Annotated in this window: 14 protein-coding genes; 3 read left to right on the plus strand and 11 right to left on the minus strand. The window is 58.4% G+C overall.

Going from position 1 to position 16,722, the window contains the following annotated elements; translation table 11 throughout:
* Window positions 1-13: 13 nt before the first annotated feature.
* The 4 genes from GSQ82_RS00350 to GSQ82_RS00365 form a co-directional block, all read right to left on the minus strand.
* Window positions 14-955 (minus strand): hypothetical protein, encoded by a 942-nt coding sequence (locus GSQ82_RS00350; RefSeq protein WP_158790050.1) that lies wholly within the window; start codon window positions 953-955, stop codon window positions 14-16.
* Window positions 956-960: 5 nt separating this feature from the next.
* Window positions 961-1,434 carry a lytic transglycosylase domain-containing protein gene (locus tag GSQ82_RS00355; protein WP_158790051.1) on the minus strand — a complete coding sequence of 158 codons (474 nt, stop codon included), beginning with the start codon at window positions 1,432-1,434 and terminating at the stop codon, window positions 961-963.
* Window positions 1,431-2,351: a MoxR family ATPase gene (locus tag GSQ82_RS00360; RefSeq protein WP_158790052.1), complete on the minus strand. Its 921-nt coding sequence runs from the start codon at window positions 2,349-2,351 to the stop codon at window positions 1,431-1,433. Before GSQ82_RS00360 ends, GSQ82_RS00355 begins: the two co-directional genes overlap by 4 nt.
* A 1,146-nt stretch (window positions 2,352-3,497) precedes the next feature.
* Window positions 3,498-4,571 carry a tyrosine-type recombinase/integrase gene (locus GSQ82_RS00365; RefSeq protein WP_158790053.1) on the minus strand — a complete coding sequence of 358 codons (1,074 nt, stop codon included), beginning with the start codon at window positions 4,569-4,571 and terminating at the stop codon, window positions 3,498-3,500.
* Between the two features lie 365 nt (window positions 4,572-4,936).
* Between GSQ82_RS00365 and carA the strand changes: the two genes are divergently transcribed.
* A complete protein-coding gene (gene carA, locus GSQ82_RS00370) occupies window positions 4,937-6,073 on the plus strand; it encodes a glutamine-hydrolyzing carbamoyl-phosphate synthase small subunit (protein WP_158790054.1) in 1,137 nt (378 codons plus the stop codon).
* Window positions 6,074-6,142: 69 nt separating this feature from the next.
* A complete protein-coding gene (gene carB, locus GSQ82_RS00375; RefSeq protein ID WP_158790055.1) occupies window positions 6,143-9,436 on the plus strand; it encodes a carbamoyl-phosphate synthase large subunit in 3,294 nt (1,097 codons plus the stop codon).
* Between the two features lie 47 nt (window positions 9,437-9,483).
* Here the strand turns inward: carB and GSQ82_RS00380 are convergent, their stop codons facing one another.
* Entirely contained in the window at window positions 9,484-9,966 is a 483-nt protein-coding gene (locus GSQ82_RS00380; protein WP_158790056.1) for a hypothetical protein, read from the minus strand.
* A gap of 137 nt (window positions 9,967-10,103) precedes the next feature.
* On the opposite strand from GSQ82_RS00380, the gene GSQ82_RS00385 reads away from it, so the two are divergent.
* On the plus strand, window positions 10,104-11,159 hold the full coding sequence (locus tag GSQ82_RS00385; RefSeq protein WP_158790057.1) for a dihydrodipicolinate synthase family protein: 1,056 nt from the start codon (window positions 10,104-10,106) through the stop codon (window positions 11,157-11,159).
* 15 nt (window positions 11,160-11,174) lie between these two features.
* On the opposite strand, the gene GSQ82_RS00390 is transcribed toward GSQ82_RS00385, so the two are convergent.
* The 6 genes from GSQ82_RS00390 to GSQ82_RS00415 all read right to left on the minus strand — a co-directional run bounded on the left by GSQ82_RS00390 (window position 11,175) and on the right by GSQ82_RS00415 (window position 16,590).
* Window positions 11,175-12,188, minus strand: coding sequence for a tol-pal system YbgF family protein (locus GSQ82_RS00390; RefSeq protein WP_158790058.1), 1,014 nt, complete (start codon window positions 12,186-12,188; stop codon window positions 11,175-11,177).
* Between the two features lie 84 nt (window positions 12,189-12,272).
* Window positions 12,273-13,043 (minus strand): OmpA family protein, encoded by a 771-nt coding sequence (locus tag GSQ82_RS00395; protein ID WP_158790059.1) that lies wholly within the window; start codon window positions 13,041-13,043, stop codon window positions 12,273-12,275.
* A 75-nt stretch (window positions 13,044-13,118) separates the two neighbouring features.
* Window positions 13,119-14,501: a Tol-Pal system beta propeller repeat protein TolB gene (tolB, locus tag GSQ82_RS00400; RefSeq protein ID WP_158790060.1), complete on the minus strand. Its 1,383-nt coding sequence runs from the start codon at window positions 14,499-14,501 to the stop codon at window positions 13,119-13,121.
* Window positions 14,502-14,592: 91 nt separating this feature from the next.
* The gene (locus GSQ82_RS25480; protein WP_371417144.1) at window positions 14,593-15,204 is read right to left on the minus strand and encodes a TonB family protein; all 612 of its coding nucleotides are present in this window, start codon (window positions 15,202-15,204) and stop codon (window positions 14,593-14,595) included.
* A 190-nt stretch (window positions 15,205-15,394) separates the two neighbouring features.
* Window positions 15,395-15,808 carry a biopolymer transporter ExbD gene (locus GSQ82_RS00410; protein ID WP_158790062.1) on the minus strand — a complete coding sequence of 138 codons (414 nt, stop codon included), beginning with the start codon at window positions 15,806-15,808 and terminating at the stop codon, window positions 15,395-15,397.
* Window positions 15,809-15,810: 2 nt separating this feature from the next.
* Window positions 15,811-16,590, minus strand: coding sequence for a MotA/TolQ/ExbB proton channel family protein (locus GSQ82_RS00415; protein WP_158790105.1), 780 nt, complete (start codon window positions 16,588-16,590; stop codon window positions 15,811-15,813).
* Between the last annotated feature and the right edge of the window lie 132 nt (window positions 16,591-16,722).

Genomic DNA, 16,722 nt, shown 5'->3' on the forward strand with positions numbered 1-16,722 from the left:
TAAATCGTCCTTTCTATCGTCCGTTGAGCGAGATGGGAGGGGTGAAGGGGAGTTGAACCAGAATCGGTTTGTCGACCTGATCGGCCTGCGCGATCTGCAGGAAAAGCTTCTCCGTCGATTGCTTGAAATTCGGGCGATCGAAGACGACCACTCCGTCGGCGCGGCCGCCCGGCTCTAAGCGCGTCGCGCTCAAGCGGTACTCGCTGATTTCGAGTTGGTCCGCGAGGATACCTTTCTTCTTTTTCTTCTTCTTCTTGTCGGCTGGCTCCCCCGTGATTTGGATCTGTGGAGGCACGATCTCGACCGGCTTATCGCTCGCATTGAAGATGGAGTAAGAAATCGCCGTCTGATTGCTCCATTGCCGTATGTCCCCAACCGAGGTTTTGATCTGTTGGCCCTCCCAGGATCTCCAGTCGGGAGCATTGACCAACTTTTGCAGTTCAAATTCTTCGTCGATTGCCGATAGTCCTTTGGGTGAATGACCTGGCTGGGATGTAGAAGCTGCTTCAGCCGAGGCGGCGTGCACGGCTTCAGGAGCGGAACCTGCTGCGATCAAGAAGCTTCGCGGGGCGTGATATTCAATCAGGAAATCTACAGGCTGAGCTGAGCTCGTGGCTCCATCGCTGACAAGTTCGAGCACGATATGCCGACCGGACTTCGTCGCGATGAGCAGATCGCTCTGAGAAGGCGTTCGAGCCAGCGGTTTCACGTACACGTACTCAGGCTCCCCCTCGCTGTGTTCGACCTTGAATGACCCTGGGCTGCCGACCACGACTGAGGTCACCTCTTCGGGCAGATGGATGATGGACTCAAACTCCGGGCGGAGGTGGAGCGTTGTAATCGAATCCTGTTGAAGGGTGAGTGTAATGACCCGGCCCGAGGTATCGCCACTGAGTGAGGCTGCTGCCTGGAGCGGAATAAGAAGTGAGATCGGAATAAGCCAACGAAGTTTCATTTATTTCATCTCCTTTGAAGTTGATTTGTCAGGGACTTTCGTCTGACATATTGCCGTCGCACTGCTTCCACATAAGCGACCACATCCGGATTGCGATATTCGAGGAGGCGTTTTCCGACCCACTTGTCGCCGGCGTAGTAGGCCGCGGCGACCAGACGCATCTCCCCGTGAAACTCCCACATCAACGTGGTCACGTAGCGAGTACCAGCCGCGATATTCTGCTCCGGATCGAATGGTTGTAACGCGCCGTAGCGTCGTGCGGTGGACGGCATCAGCTGCATGACCCCCATCGCACCTTTGTTCGAAAGAGCATGCGGATTCCAGTTCGATTCCACGTCGATAAAGGCACCGATGAGCTCCGGCGGTACACGGTACTGACGCGCATACCGCCCAACACATTGCTCTTCAAAGGCCTTCGGGGTCTGCGCGAGACCAACGCCCGGGAAAATAAGTGCGGCGAGGAGAGCAAGAAGCTTCATTTGACGACCTCCGGCCGCGTAGCCATGCGCTCGGCAAACCGTGCGCCGTCGTCGAGCAGGCTCTTGAAGCCTTCTCGCAACAACAGGTGTCGCCTATCCTTTTCTGTCTTCGCCAGAAACGGCAGCAAGACGTCGCGATGCTCTTCAGTAACTCGATCGGCCCCGAGAAGCTCAAGCGCGCGGGCGAAGTCGATCATCTCGGAGACCGATGGCGGTTTCTCGAGCGAATAGTTGCGAAACGATAGAGCGATGCCAGCCATCTCGCGGTGGAATGCCTCAGCCGCTTGGGGAGTGCGGCTCGCGATGATCTCGGCCTCCCTTTCGGGTGTCGGGTGTTCCACACGCACATACAGGCTGCGCCTGCGGATCGGGTCGCCTAATCTACGCTCCTCATTGCTTGTCAGCACAACGAAGGGGATGCTGCGCGCGTGAACGGTGCCGAATTCCGGAATGGAAAGCTGCCAAACGGAGAGGATCTCTAACAACAATGCTTCGAAGCCGTCGTCCACTTTGTCTAATTCATCAATCAGAAGGACACACGGCCGCTCACACTCGAGGGCCCGCATCAGCGGTCCGGCGCGAAAAAAATCTCGGCCAACGAGGCTGCTTTGTACGGATTTCCAGTCCTCGTGCTGCCCTTTCGAGAACTCCATATAAAGTCTCTGGAGACCCGAGTCGAAGCTCCCAATGGCCTGAGCCTCTGTTACACCTCGATAACATTGCAGCCGCTCGACGTGTGTACCTGCAGCCGCCGCGACCGACAGGGCGAGCTGCGTTTTACCCGAACCGGCTGGTCCCTCAAGTAGGAGCGGCTTCTTCAGCTTCGCGGCCAAGAAGACGACCTGGGTCATTACGGGATCGATGAAATAGCCGGTTGATGTGAGGTTGGTGGATAATTCTTCGAGCGAGTCAAACATTGCTGGTTCTCCTCGGCTCGTTGGGATCATGTGCAGGGTCTGGCGAGAAAACCGGTTTTTGTTCGCAGAAGGTCGCGCGTATGTCCTTCGAGATGTGACCCCAGATGACTGCCGCGGAGGAAACCCATAGGGCAAGTAGAGCGAAGAGGCCTACTCTAGCCCAGGGATCCCGACCCAAGGCCCGCCAGATGACGTTGGAATATCTGTTGAATACTGCAATATCTACAACCGTTAGCACGAACACGATCGCCAGCCTCATTGCCCGTTCTCGCATACTGTCCTCCTTAGAACGCGGGGCAAGAATGAGGTCGATTCAAAACTCGGTCAAATTTACGAATTCGATCTGTACGGAAGATGCGCGCAACGGTTCCTGAAGAAAAATCACTCGGCGTCTCACAGAGATGTGGTGAGGGCACTGGAGAATCTGTTTCGGAATTCTCAGAGCTGACTTATCTGTTGAGGTTTGTACCAAGTGAACAAATGGCTGCTCCGGTAGTTAGGCATGGCCAGAACCCGTGAAGACGAAATTTCGATTAGCAGAAATAACGATTTGAGTTACAAACAGGGCTTACGCTAGGCCTGTAGTCGTAGATAGACTCGTTGGGCCACCCGCGCGGGAATTCTTATCGAGGTGTAACGCCTCTTCTTTATGGTCTCTGGGCGATCAATCCTAATCACGCCTGGTTCGGTGTAGAAAAGCCGCCTAATCGTCCGATCGCTAAAGCCCCAGAGATTCGACAGCTCAAAAACGGTATAGTGCGTTTCCAGGACACCGCTGCTTTCTGGCGGAGTCTTGTCGGTTGGGAAGTTATTGCTTTGTCCTTGGTAGATTTGCACGGGAACCTCGAAGTTTCGCGACGGAGTCAGTTGAGGCAGGGCAGACGACCCAGCTTAAAACAGCATGTACGTCAGTTCCGCTTTTCGGTCAATTTGAGATCCTTTGAGGGTGGGAAGTCACCCTGGTGAAGCAGACCGAGAGGAAGGTAGGCCCGCCAGACGCGCCAAGTGAACCAGAGTGGACAGACTAAGCTGCCGCGCCTTATCGCACTCCGATTAGCAGCGTGCTCGGGCCGCAAACGGGAACTTAAACAATATCTATAAGGATCAAGCCTAAAAATTGATTCGAAATCGCAAATCGCATCGGCTTCAATGAATGTACGCCGTGGCCGGAAGCCGCACCTTACTCCTCAACTGAGCCGGCTGAACATTCGTGAACGTCGCGCCCATCCTTTGCATTGCCAACATCGCCTCATCTTCAAGCTGCTGCCTGCGAGCTCGCGTCCATTTTGCGTAATAGCGTTCCGTAGTCGCAACGGACTCATGGGTGAGCAGCTTACTCACTTTCGCTAGCTCCATTCCCGCCAGCAGCATCTCTACCGCAAATGTGTCCCGGAGCATATGGGAGCGAAAGTCGAGCGGTTCGCCGTCTTCATCTTTAAAATCCAGATAATTGTTGAGCCGATCTATTTTGCGCACCCACTTGTTGGTATTGACGCAAGGGGAGCACCTCCGAGACCAGAACCAATAATCAGGATGCTCTTCAGGTCGGCGCGGTAAGGCATTCAAAACGGCGACGACATGATCCGGCAGTATGAAATCAACCAGAGATTCCGAAGGCTTCCGGTTCATCTTTTTGCGAATCACTGCTCGCAGGCGATTGCCCGCGAGCGCTGATTTTGGGCAGTAGAGGACGTCCCCGACGCGGAGCCCTGTCCAGCGTTGAACCAGGAAGATCGCCCGGAGCCATTGCCCGATTTTTCCTGTCCTGTGTCGCGCCTCCTCGTCGAACTTGTACGTTGCGGCGAGCAATTGAACAAACTGATCCGGAGTCAGCGGCCATGTCTGGCTATGGTTCGGCGTGATTGACCTGAGCAGCAACGTCGGGTCGCGAGTGGTGTATTCCATTGCTGTAGCCCAGTAGAAGAAAGACTTCAGTCGGATCAGAAGGCTGGCTTGTGTGGCCAAAGCTAAGCGATTGTCCGCAACTTCGGCATCAGGGGTCCAGGAGGCACGCCATGCGTCCAACTGTGCGGGCGTCACATCGCTTACGTAAACGACGCCGGCTCTGTCGGCCCAGCGTTCGATTCGCCGACTGGTCGAACGGTAGGCGTCGATCGATGTTTCCGCAGGTCCTTTCATCCCGTTGATCCACAGCTTCAGAGCATCTTTCATAGGAGTGAGCAGGGGTTTCCGTTGGTCTGCTATTTTCTGCAATTCCATCTTTACCGGATCCCTCTTGTCCCGTTCACGCGCGGCGACGCGCTCGGCCTGCTCCCACGAGCGCGTCTTCGCCGATATATAGACCGTCTTTCCGTGCTCGCGAATGTAGAGGGATTTCCTACACTGGCACCGCTTCCAATGCGGGTCGCGCCGCTTCGGGCAGTCACCAGAATGGCGGGTGAAGACTGATATAGTGAACGATGAGATCGGTTCCATCGGGTTCATAGGCGCGGTCATTGTCGGGGTGAATCTGTTTTCATGCAAATTTTCAGCAAAATGATTTAGCGAAAAGCCAACCTGTTGATAATGAACGAGATGGAAGACTTCTGATAGAATCGATTAAATCCACTCCAACAGGAGAGGCAATGCAGGCAATACTGGCGCTGGAAGACGGGCGCATCTTTCGTGGTAAGAGTTTTGGCGCGCGAGCGGAGTGCTCGGGCGAAGTGGTCTTCAATACATCACTGACTGGCTATCAGGAGATCTTCACCGATCCTTCCTATGCAGGCCAGATTGTGGTTCTGACAAACCCACATATTGGAAACTATGGGACGACACCAAGCGATGCGGAGGCCTCACGGCCTTACATCGAAGGCCTGGTGACGCGCGAGTTTTCGCCGATGAGTTCGAACTGGCGATCGACCCAGGTGGCCGATGAGTATCTCGAACGCTATGGCGTGCCGGTGATCGGGGAGATCGATACGCGCGCGGTGGTACGGCATCTGCGGGCGAATGGCGTGATGCGCGGCGTGATTGCTTCGGGCGAGAGTCTTGATGTGGACGCTCTGGTAGCGACGGCGCGGGCGATCAAAAAGATGGATGGCACCGACCTTGCCAGCGGCGTGAGCACAAAGGTTGCGTACGAGTGGGACGCGAACGAGCCGAAGAATCAGACGGGCGACTCGCTTTTGACGGAGAACGAGGGCGGCGCGAAGCAGATGCATGTAGTCGCGTATGACTTCGGGATCAAAGAAAATATTCTGCGGATGTTGACGCGGGAGAACTGCAGGGTAACGGTGGTTCCAGCGAAGACCTCTGCAGCAGATGTCATGGCGATGAAGCCGGATGGAGTGTTCTTCTCGAATGGGCCGGGCGATCCGGAGCCGCTGGAGTATGCGGTCGAGAACGTGAGACAGCTACAGGGGAAGGCTCCGATCTTTGGCATCTGTCTTGGACACCAGATCTTCGGTCTGGCGCTGGGCGGCAAGACGTACAAGCTGAAGTTCGGACATCACGGCGGCAATCATCCGATCATGAACCACCAGACGGGGAAGGTTGAGATTACGGCGCAGAATCATAACTTCAACGTCGATCCGGACTCGCTGCCTGCGGATGTGGAACGGACGCATACGAATTTGAACGATCAGACGCTGGCCGGGTTGAAGCATAAGACGGACCCGATGTTCAGCGTGCAGTATCACCCGGAGGCTAGTCCGGGACCACATGACTCGCATTATCTCTTCAAGGATTTTCGGAAGATGATGGAAGAGTTCAAAAAATAGAGATTAAATGGCGCGGCTTTGGTCGCGCATTTTTTCGGCACAAGAGATTGTAAGAGGAAGAAAAAGAAGATGCCGCGTAGAAATGACATTGCGAAGATTATGGTGATCGGCTCGGGGCCGATTGTGATTGGGCAGTCGGCGGAGTTCGATTACTCGGGGACGCAGGCTTGTAAGGCGCTGAAGGCCGAGGGATATGAGGTGGTGCTGGTGAACTCGAACCCGGCGTCGATCATGACCGATCCTGAGGTGGCGGACCGGACCTATATTGAGCCGTTGAATGCGGCGTATGTGGAGGAGATTCTTCGCGTCGAGAAGGAGATGCTCGATCCGGATGTGTTGGGCACTAAAGGCAAGTTTGCGCTGCTACCTACGGTGGGTGGACAGACGGCGCTGAACCTTGCGGTGGATCTGGCGGATTCGGGTGTGCTGGACAAGCTGGGGATCGAGTTGATCGGGGCGAAGCTGGAGGCGATCAAGAAGGCGGAGGACCGGCTGCTCTTCAAGGACGCGATGGTAAAGATCGGACTGGACATGCCGCGGTCTGCGCTAATCAATAACATTCGCGATGGGTTGGAGTTTGCGGCGAAGCTCGGATTTCCGGTTGTGATTCGGCCTTCGTTCACGCTGGGTGGTTCGGGCGGCGGGATTGCGTACAACCGCGAGGAGTTGATGGAGATTCTTGCGCGCGGTCTGGACCTTTCGCCGGTGCATGAGTGCCTGCTGGAAGAGAGCGTGCTGGGGTGGAAGGAGTATGAGCTGGAGGTGGTGAGGGACCTGAAGGACAACGTCATCATCATCTGCTCGATTGAAAACTTCGATCCGATGGGCGTGCATACGGGCGACTCGATCACGGTGGCTCCGGCGCAGACGCTGACGGACCGCGAGTATCAGCGGATGCGGGACGCGGCGATTCGGGTGATTCGCGAGATCGGCGTGGAGACGGGTGGAAGTAATGTGCAGTTCGCGGTGAATCCGCTGAATGGGCGCATGACGGTGATCGAGATGAATCCGCGGGTTTCGCGGTCGAGCGCGCTGGCCAGTAAGGCGACGGGATTTCCGATTGCGAAGATTGCGGCGCGGCTGGCGGTGGGTTATACGCTCGATGAGATTCAGAACGATATTACGAAGGCGACTCCGGCGTGTTTCGAACCTACGATTGATTATGTCGTGGTGAAGATTCCGAAGTGGCAGTTTGAGAAGTTTCCCGGAGCGGATGAGAGCCTGGGGCCGCAGATGAAGTCTGTGGGCGAGGTGATGGCGATCGGCAGGACCTTCAAGGAAGCGATGATGAAGGCGGTGCGGTCGCTGGAGACGGGCAAGAAGGCTACGGCGAAGGATATTGAACCGCGGCGGCTGACGCAGAGGCTGGTGACGCCGCATCCGGAGCGGCTGAATTATATTCGCTATGCGTTTGAACAGGGAATGACGGTGCGTGAGGTTGCGCGCATGACGTCGATGGATCCGTGGTTTCTGTATCAGATGAAGCAGATTACGGATGAGATCAAAGCTATCGGTGGCGTGGCGATGGCTGACGTGACAGCAGAGCAGCTGAGGACGGCGAAGCGGATGGGAATCTCCGATGAGCGGCTGGCAGCGAGCTGGGGACTTGTAGGCGCGGAGGGTACGGCAGCGGTGCGTGCGCTGCGGAAGAAACTGAACGTGATGCCGGTGTACAAGATGGTAGATACGTGCGCTGGTGAGTTTGAGAGCTACACGCCTTATCTCTATAGTTGCTACGACGAAGAAGATGAAGCAGCGCCGACGAAGAAGAAGAAGATTCTGATTCTGGGTAGCGGACCGAATCGGATTGGGCAGGGAATCGAGTTCGACTACTGTTGCTGCCATGCGGCGTTTGCGCTGCGCGAGGATGGCTACGAGACGATCATGGTGAACTGCAATCCTGAGACGGTGTCGACCGACTATGACACGAGCGACCGGCTCTACTTCGAGCCGCTAACGCTGGAGGATGTGCTTGGCGTGTATGAGCATGAGGCTTCGTCGGGTGCAGAGATTGGAATGATTGTGCAGTTCGGCGGACAGACTCCGCTGAATCTTTCGCTGCCGTTGAAGAAGGCTGGGGTGCCGATTATCGGGACTTCGCCGGAGTCGATTGATCTTGCGGAGGATCGGAAGCGATTTGGAAAGCTGATTGAAGAGTTGAAGATCCCGCAGCCTGAGGGAGCGATGGCGACCAGCGTGAATGAGGCTGTGGCCGGGGCGAATCGGGTTGGGTATCCAGTGCTGGTGCGGCCTTCGTATGTACTGGGCGGGCGGGCGATGGTGATTGCCTATGACGACGAGGCGATTGTGAGGTACATGTCTACGGCGATTGAGTACTCGCAGGAGCGGCCGGTGCTGATCGACCACTTTCTGGAAGATGCGATCGAGTGCGATGTGGACGCTCTGTGCGACGGCGACGATGTGGTGATCGCCGGCATTATGCAGCACATCGAAGAGGCGGGAATTCACTCGGGCGATTCTTCGTGCGTACTGCCTGCGGTCGATCTTAGCGAGGATGTGCTGCAGACGATTCGGGAGTACACACGTAAGCTGGCGATGGCACTGAGTGTTCGGGGACTGGTGAATATCCAGTTTGCGATTCAACGTGGAACGGTGTTCGTCATCGAGGTGAATCCACGGGCCTCGCGCACAGTGCCTTATGTCTCCAAGGCGACGGGGATTCCGCTGGCGAAGATTGCATCACGCGTTATGGTGGGGCGGAAGCTGAAGGAGCTGCTGCCGGAGCAGGTGGCGAGTGGTAAGGATCTGGAGACTGGATCGCACTACTTTGTGAAGTCGCCGGTGTTTCCGTGGGGTAAGTTTCCGGGAGTGGACACGATACTTGGTCCGGAGATGAAGTCGACGGGCGAGGTGATGGGTGTGGCGGATAACTTTGGCGAGGCGTTTGCCAAGGCGCAGAGTGCGGCCGGGCAGGCACTCCCGCTGCAGGGTACGGTGTTTCTCAGTGTGAACGACCACGACAAGGAAGGCGCGGTCTCGCTGGCGAAACAGTTTGTGGAGATGGGATTCCACCTGGTAGCGACGCATGGGACGGCCATAGTTCTGGAGCAGGCAGGCTTGCATCCGGAGCGTGTGTACAAGGTGAAAGAAGGACGACCGAATGTCGTCGATCTGATCAAGGGCGACAGGATTCAGCTGATTGTGAATACGCCTCGTGGCCAGGATACATTCTTCGATGAGCAGGCGATTCGACGGGCTGCGGTGCTGGCGCGCATCCCTACGATTACGACTCTGGCTGCGGCTCGCGCGGCGGCGGAGGGGATCTCTTCGCTGCAGGATGGCGAGCTGAGTGTGATCGCGCTACAGACGCTGCATGCGGAACGGGTTGCTGCTGCGGTCTGAGGCGCTGGCGATCGCTTCAGCAGAGTTGTGCGGGTTGCCGTTGGAGCTTAGGGTTCGTACGCGAACTTCGCTCCGACGGCGTAGCCGATCATGGAGAGTGGGATCCATGCACCGACAAGCAGGCCATCTCCGCCCATGAGACCGCTGCCGTTGCTGATGGTGAAGAAGGTTCGCCAAAGCTTTTCGACGGCGCCGCAGGTCTCGCAGAGCCCGTTGCCGGTGGGGAGATCGAGCACCCAGACGCAGACGACTGAGAAGATAACGAGGCCGGAGATCCAGATGTAGCCTGCGATGTCGTTGTGATGAAGGCGGGCGAGAAGGAAGCCTCCGACCATAGGCACAAGCAGGGCAAGGATGGTTCCCACGAGCTTCGGTATCGGGGAGTCGGGGTCGGGATGGTTGAGAGACATGACGCAGATGGTGAGGGCGAGAAGCAGGAAGGCGATAAGGGTGTGGGCGAGAAACCAGAGGGCTTCGCGGCCCAGGTCGCCGAGCGACTTGTCTTGTGAGGTGTCTTGTGCGTTGGTCATGACTGTCTTAGCAGAGATTATCCCAAATGGATGAAGATGCGGCGGGGGAGTTTTACGTCTTTTGTGGCAGGGCGCTGTGTTGCCAACTTTGGCTGCGTGGGTTCGCATGGATTTGGGATCGCTCTTAGAATAGGAAGATGCTGCTTGAAGGGCTTCAACTACCACTGACCACACCGTTTTATTCTGACGGACGAGTTCACTTACTCAAGCTTGAACATAATGCGGAACGATACTCGAAGACACCGGCAGCCGGATTGGTGGTGCTGAGCGAGTCGGGTGAGCCGGGGATGCTGTCGGATGAGGAGACGCGCCTGGTGCTGCAGAGTGCGAGGGATGCGGCGGCAGCGGAGAAGGTGCTGATGGCCGGAGTGTCGCGCGACAGTGTTCTGGGTACGCTTGATTTGGCGGAGACGGCGGCGCGGTCTGGGTATGATGCTGTGCTGGTGAAGTTGCCGTCGGTTCTTCGTGCGGATGGACGAGGTGATCGGACGCTGGAGATGATGACTTACTTTCAGATGATCGCGGATCGGTCGGCGCTGCCTGTGGTGCTGGATAGCTCGGCTGCGATGGGGGCTTTGCCTGCTGAGGTCTTGATTGAGCTTGCGGGGCACCCTGGAGTGATTGGGGTGATTGACGGTGGCGGCACAGGGGAACGGGTAAGGCGGCTGAGGGCAGGAACCGCTATGGTGAAGCGCGACGTTGCCGTCACGATGGTTTTTGCGGCGGTGACTGGAAGGATGCAGGCGCGGGGCGAGGGTGAGGGTGGATTGATCTCGGCGAATAAGTTGACGGGTGGGGGCGCTGCGCTGGCGGTCGCTCCGGCGAAGATGGGTTTGAAGACGCGGAGCAAGGCTGTCGGATTTCAGATACTGGCTGGCTTGACGAATGGAATGCTGGAAGGGCTAAGGGCAGGAGCCGTGGGAGCTGTGCCGGGGTTTGCGGCGTCTGCTCCACAGGCGTGCTATGAGGTTCTGGCGGCGTGGAAGGATGGGGACGAGGGGCTGGCCGAGGAGAAGCAGACGAGACTGCTCAACGTGGCGAGAAGAGTGGAGGAGCAGTTGGGCGTGTCGGGGATTAAATTTGGGTGTGACTTGAATGGATATGCTGGAGGGGTGCCGCGAATGCCTTTGCTGCCTCTGACCGGGGAGGAACGGGCAGAGATTGAGGCGTTGATGCAGGGGTTGCGGAACTGAGGGTTCCACGAAGATCTAGTGTTTGGGTGTGACCGTGACGCCCATGCCGCTGAGTTTGCTGCGGGCCTGCATGGCCTCAGGCGAGTTGGGGAAGCGCTGGATGAGGGTGCGGAACTCGCGAATGCCGCCGTCGTTGTCTTTGAGGGCGATGAGTGCCATGCCTTTGTGGAGATGGGCTACGGGGACCTTGTTGCTGTCGGGGTACTGCTGGAGGACGCTGTCGTAGGCCTTGACGGCGGCGGGGTAACGGCCTCCGCGGTAGTCGATCTCCGCCTGGTAGTAAAAGGAGTTTCCTGAGAGAGGGTTATCGGGGTAGAACTTGGTCACGTCCGCGAACTCGGAGGCGGAGAGCGCGTACTTCGCGGACATGTAATCGCCGAGCGCGGTCTTGTATAGCTCGTCGGCGGGAGGAACGGCAGGGCCTTGGGTGGCAGCAGGGGCAGGGGCTGCGGCCATCGGGACGTCAGCGGAGGGTTTTCCTCTGCGAACGATCGGGGCCGGGGTGGGTGCGGGAGCGGCGGTTGGTGGATTGTCGGGAAGAGCAGCCGATGGCGCGGGTGTGGCGGAACTGCCGCCTGGTTGAGGCTGATTCTGAATGTTCTGCTGCTGGTTCTGAACGTCCTGCATGAGTTTTTGAATCGATGCGAGACGCGCCTTGAGTTCGTCCACTGAATCGTTAAGCGACTGGATCTGACCGGAGACCTGGTCGATCTTTCCGTTCTGGGCCTCCTGCTGCGTCTGCATCTGCTTTTGCATGGTGTCGATGCTGACGGCGATCTTGTTGACGGAGTCTGCACTCTGCTGGACGAGATCCTTCATGACGCCCATGCGTTCGTCGTTCGACTGCTGAAGGCGGGCGACGGCGTCCTGGAGCTGCTGGATCTGAGTCTGAAGCTGAATCATGTCCTTGCTGACGGCAAAGGCTGGCGCAGAGCAGAACACAACAGCGGCTAAGAGGGCGGCGGAGAGGAGACGAGCCGGCCTACGAATGAGGGCGGATGGGGAGGATTGATTGGATTGAGTGATCATAGGCGGCTGCGCTCGGCTTTCTAGAGTGAGACAGCCCCCGCATTGAGGAACTATGCGGGGGCTGGGCTCGAGTGAATGACAGGACTAGCGGTCCAAGGAGAACTGCGCGCGGCGATTCTGCTGCCAGCAAGTCTCGTTCTCTTCGGTGCAGAACTGCTTTTCCTTGCCGTAGCTGATGACGCGGAGACGGCTCGCCGGTACGCCCGCGGAGACCAGAGCGGTACGGGCGGCGTTGGCGCGATTCTCGCCGAGGGCCAGGTTGTACTCTGCAGAACCACGATCGTCGCAGTAGCCGCCGATGACGACCTTGATGGCAGGATGCGCGGCCAGATAGGACGCAGCCTGAGCCGTGGAGGTGGCGGCATCGGGACGGAGGTCGTAGCTGTCGTAGTCGAAGAAGATGTCCTGAACGTTCTGGTGGAAGGCGGCTTCGCTACCCATGTCACCTTCGGTCGGGGCAGGCGGAGCAGATGGTGCAACGGGCACGCGGACGGTTACACGAACGTTGGCTTCGGTGGTGCCACCATCGCCCTTCGCGGTGAGATGGAAGTTGGTGGAGTTCGAGGGGGAGACGGTCTGGGTGCCGTTGGAGTTGACCTCGCCGATACCGTCGATGGTCACGACGGTGGCGTTCTGGGTGCGCCAGTTCAGCACGACGGACTGGCCGAGATCGATGGCGAGAGGATCTGCCGTAATGGAGGCGGTGGGCGGCGCGGCGGGTGCTGCGGGCGCGGGCCCGAGAGCGTTAGGATCGACGCCGCTGGCTTTTTTGTGGCATCCGGTTGCTGCTGCGATTGCGATGAGTGCGGTGGTAATGACCAAGGTCTTGCGAATTTTTAACTGCGTGATGTTCATTCGATATGCTCCTGCAAACGGTAGTGATTCAAGGATCAAGGTTGCCTGCGAGATGTAGCCGCAGAGAAGGTGAAGTTACTTCCAGCTCCAGTTTGGCATGTCGCCACCGGCGCCGGTGAGTGCGCGTTTCTGGGTGCCGTCTGCGAGCATGGTCCAGATCTTCATGTGGGCTGCTTTACCGTCGGCGGTGTTCGCGTAGACGATGTGGCGGCCGTCGGGAGACCAGGAAGGGAAGTCGCAGCGGCCGGTGTCGTGGGTAAGTTGAATCCAGCGCTTGGTGGCGATCTCCATGACGTAGATATCCTGTCCGCCGGGCGCGCCGGGTCCGTACTTGCGGTCCCATGCAAAGGCGAGAAACTGTCCGTTGGGAGACCACGAGGGTGAGGTGGCATAACCGCCATCGGTCATGCGCTGCACGGCGGAGCCATCGGTGTCCATGATGTAAAGCTGGGGCAGACCGGTTCGTCCGCTGATCCAGGCAATCTGCGATCCGGTTCGCGGATTGAAGACGGGGGAGACGTCGGGACCGCGGAAGCTTGTGATGCGGCGCGCTAGACTGCCGTTGACGTCGGTGATCCAGATCTCGGGGTCGCCGGTGCGGGAGGAGGAGAAGGCGAGATCTTTACCGTTGGGCGCCCAGGCTGGGGAAAGGTTAGTGCCGCCGGTGGAAGAGAAGTTGACCATACGCCCGAGGATGAGCGAGTACATGCGGATCTGGAAGCCATCGCGTCCGAGAGAGGAGAAGGCCAGACGGCTGTTATCGGGTGCGATGCGCGGAGAGAGAGAGACGGTGCCGAGGTGGGTGATGGCGTGCTGATTGGCGCCGTCGTAGTCCATCTCCCAGATCTCTTTGTCAGGGCCTGCGATCTTGACGTAGTAGATCTTGGTCTCGGCGATGCCCTGACTGCCTCCGCTGAGACGGAAGATGATCTCATCGGCGAAGCGGTGGGCGATCTGACGGGCTGCATCTTCGGTGACGACGTCGGTGTATTGCTTGGCGAGAACCTGGGGATACTGGAGGTTCTTGGCGTCGAAAAGGTAGCCGCTGCAGACGATCTTGTCCGATTGGATGGCGAAGCTGCCGAAGGCCACCATGGCTGCCGAGGATGGCGGTGCAGCCCATTGCTGGAGGCTAATGTCTGCGGGTGAGCCGGGAGTGGACTGGGGAAGCAGGCTCTTAGAAACAATGTCAAATATGCCTGCGTTGGCCAAGTCGGAGTACAGGGTGGCGTCGAAGGTGGTTTTGAGACTGGCGGTCTGCGGATCTGTAGAGAGAGGCTTGAAGTCGGCCACCGCGATGCGGATGTTGGTGACGCCGCTTGAGGTCTCAGTCTTGAACCCTTCCTGAGCATGCAGTGTGGAGACCATGGCGAACAGGACGGTGAACAGGACGGGGATAGGTCCAAAACAATACAAACCGGCGCGCCGAATAAGGGACGTTCTTTTAAGACTAGACATTCTTTTCCATGTTAGACGCAAAAGGATGATGTGGGGGTGTATGAGCGGTGCTAAGGGTGGTAATCAAGGGAATACTCCGGTTGGGTGGGAATTACTGTGGATGGAGGTGGAAGGTGTACTCCACAGTGATGCGGTTGCCCTGCGGGAGTGGGCCGAAGCCGTCGACACGCTGGACGGCGCGCATGGCGGAGAGGTCTAGGGTAGGGGAGCCGCTGCGGGTCTCGACACGGACGTTCTCAGGGACGCCTTCGCGGTTGATGTCAAAGACGATGGTTGTGCTCTTGCCGAGTGAGGCTTTGGGGTCGGCTTCGGCGGTGTACCAGTTCTGAGCGACCTTGCTATTGACGATATTTACGTAGTAGGCGAAGCGTTCGCCGAAGGTGCGATCTTCGACGGAGACGCTGGCGGTGCCATTTTTGAGCTCCATCGTGGCCTGCGCGATGCGGATGCCGGCGGTCTCCCCCGTGACTGCCTTTGTTGGGGGAGGCGTGACTGGCTGGACGTGCTTGGGCGGAGTGGGCGTTGGCTTGTCGGCGGTCTTGATGGGTTTGGTGATCTTCTCAGGGATCGCGATCTCTTTAGGGCTTGGTGGAGGCTCGGTTCTCTCTTTGGAGATGACGGGAGCGGGGCTTGGCGCTTCGGAGGTAAGTACTCCGGTGTCCAGGGTGCGCTGGGTGGGTGGGAGCGGAAGCGAGGAGACCATGGTGGCCTGGATGGCTCCGGCGTTGGAGGAGTGTTCGCCCCAGTTAGGGCCGTGGGAGTGGAAGATAAACGCCCAGCCGAAGATGGTTGCGGCGACGAGGCCGTGCAGGACGATAGAACCGGCAAAGTTTCCGCCGAGGTTGTCGCCGTAGCTGCCGTTGGATTTGAGTGGAGTGGCTATGGCTCCGTCCTCATTTCTGTATCGGCTGGGTGACGATGCTGATGTTGGTGATGCCGGCCTGTTTGACGGCGTCCATGACCGAGGCGAAGGCTCCGAAGGGAACGCGCTCGTCGGCTCGAAGATAGATGATGCGCTTGGCGGGATCACCCTTGCCGGTGGTGCGCAGGAGGGTGGGAAGCTCGTTGACGTTGACGGGCTTGTCCTGCAGGAAGACGTTCTGCTGTCGGTCGATGGTGACGACCATCCGCTCCTCGGTGAGCTGATTGACGGTGCGTGTCTTGGGGATGGCGACCTCAACCCCGGACTGAAGCACCGGCGCCGTGAGCATGAAGATGAGCAGAAGCACGAGGACGACGTCGACCAGAGGGGTGATGTTGATCTCGGCGAGTGCGGTCTGGGTGCGTCCCTTGGCGGAGAAGGCCATTGCTAGAAAGACCTCCGTCTTGCCTCTTCCGGCTGCTGCTGCGCTGGAGGCGGCGAGACCATGGCTGCGTTTTCGATGGCGTTGAGAAGCTCGCGGCCGAAGTCGTCCATGCGTGAACCGAACTCGCGCAGACGTGCGGTGAGCTGGTTGTATCCGATGACGGCGGGGATGGCGACGACGAGGCCGGCTGCGGTGGTGATGAGAGCCTCGGAGATGCCGGGTGCGACGGCGCGGAGGGTGGCTGCGCCAGCGGTGCCGAGGCCGTGGAAGGCGTCGATGATGCCCATGACGGTGCCGAAGAGGCCGATGAACGGTGCGATGGCGGCGATGGTGGCGAGCCAGGTCATGCGGCTCTCCATTGCGGTGAGGGCTTCGCTGGAGGCGGTCTGGGCGGCGCGTTCGAGCGCTACGGGGTTGCGGGGAAGGCCGCGTCCGCCGTTCTGGCGCTGATACTCGTCGTAGATCTCGGCAAAGACGGCGACCAGAGGGCTGGGTTTGAACTGATCGGCGACGGTGGCGATCTCGCTAAGGCGGGTCGATTTACGAAAGGCGCGGATGAAGCGCTGGCTCTGGGTCTGGGCTTTGCCGAAGCTGGACCACTTGGAGAGCATGATGGTCCAGGAGAAGATACTGGCAAGGAGAAGGATGAGGAGCACCGCGAAGGCGACGGGCCCGCTGTTGTGAATCATCTCCACGAGGGCGCTGCTGTTGGCCGCCGCGGGTGGCGCGGCAGTTGGATCTTCCTGAAGGAAGTGCAGAGCGAGGGCGAGGGTCGAGAGCATAGTTGTTGTCCACCAGAGCTTAGTGTAAATCGTCAGTGCGCGAAATCCGGTGGGGAGCATCTGTCGTGGTGCGGGTTTCCGGTGTGCAGGATGGTTCATGACGAGAATCCGGTAAGGTTTGTTATTCTCGCG

Source organism: Granulicella sp. L60 (assembly GCF_009765825.1).
Taxonomy (GTDB): Bacteria; Acidobacteriota; Terriglobia; order Terriglobales; family Acidobacteriaceae; genus Edaphobacter.

Coding starts and splice junctions, on each gene's coding strand:
- GSQ82_RS00350 (WP_158790050.1), bottom strand. CDS start 955: ATGAAACTTCGTTGGCTTATTCCGATCTCACTTCTTATTCCGCTCCAG.
- GSQ82_RS00355 (WP_158790051.1), bottom strand. CDS start 1,434: ATGAAGCTTCTTGCTCTCCTCGCCGCACTTATTTTCCCGGGCGTTGGT.
- GSQ82_RS00360 (WP_158790052.1), bottom strand. CDS start 2,351: ATGTTTGACTCGCTCGAAGAATTATCCACCAACCTCACATCAACCGGC.
- GSQ82_RS00365 (WP_158790053.1), bottom strand. CDS start 4,571: ATGGAATTGCAGAAAATAGCAGACCAACGGAAACCCCTGCTCACTCCT.
- carA (WP_158790054.1), top strand. CDS start 4,937: ATGCAGGCAATACTGGCGCTGGAAGACGGGCGCATCTTTCGTGGTAAG.
- carB (WP_158790055.1), top strand. CDS start 6,143: ATGCCGCGTAGAAATGACATTGCGAAGATTATGGTGATCGGCTCGGGG.
- GSQ82_RS00380 (WP_158790056.1), bottom strand. CDS start 9,966: ATGACCAACGCACAAGACACCTCACAAGACAAGTCGCTCGGCGACCTG.
- GSQ82_RS00385 (WP_158790057.1), top strand. CDS start 10,104: ATGCTGCTTGAAGGGCTTCAACTACCACTGACCACACCGTTTTATTCT.
- GSQ82_RS00390 (WP_158790058.1), bottom strand. CDS start 12,188: ATGATCACTCAATCCAATCAATCCTCCCCATCCGCCCTCATTCGTAGG.
- GSQ82_RS00395 (WP_158790059.1), bottom strand. CDS start 13,043: ATGAACATCACGCAGTTAAAAATTCGCAAGACCTTGGTCATTACCACC.
- tolB (WP_158790060.1), bottom strand. CDS start 14,501: ATGTCTAGTCTTAAAAGAACGTCCCTTATTCGGCGCGCCGGTTTGTAT.
- GSQ82_RS25480 (WP_371417144.1), bottom strand. CDS start 15,204: ATGGTCTCCTCGCTTCCGCTCCCACCCACCCAGCGCACCCTGGACACC.
- GSQ82_RS00410 (WP_158790062.1), bottom strand. CDS start 15,808: ATGGCCTTCTCCGCCAAGGGACGCACCCAGACCGCACTCGCCGAGATC.
- GSQ82_RS00415 (WP_158790105.1), bottom strand. CDS start 16,590: ATGCTCTCGACCCTCGCCCTCGCTCTGCACTTCCTTCAGGAAGATCCA.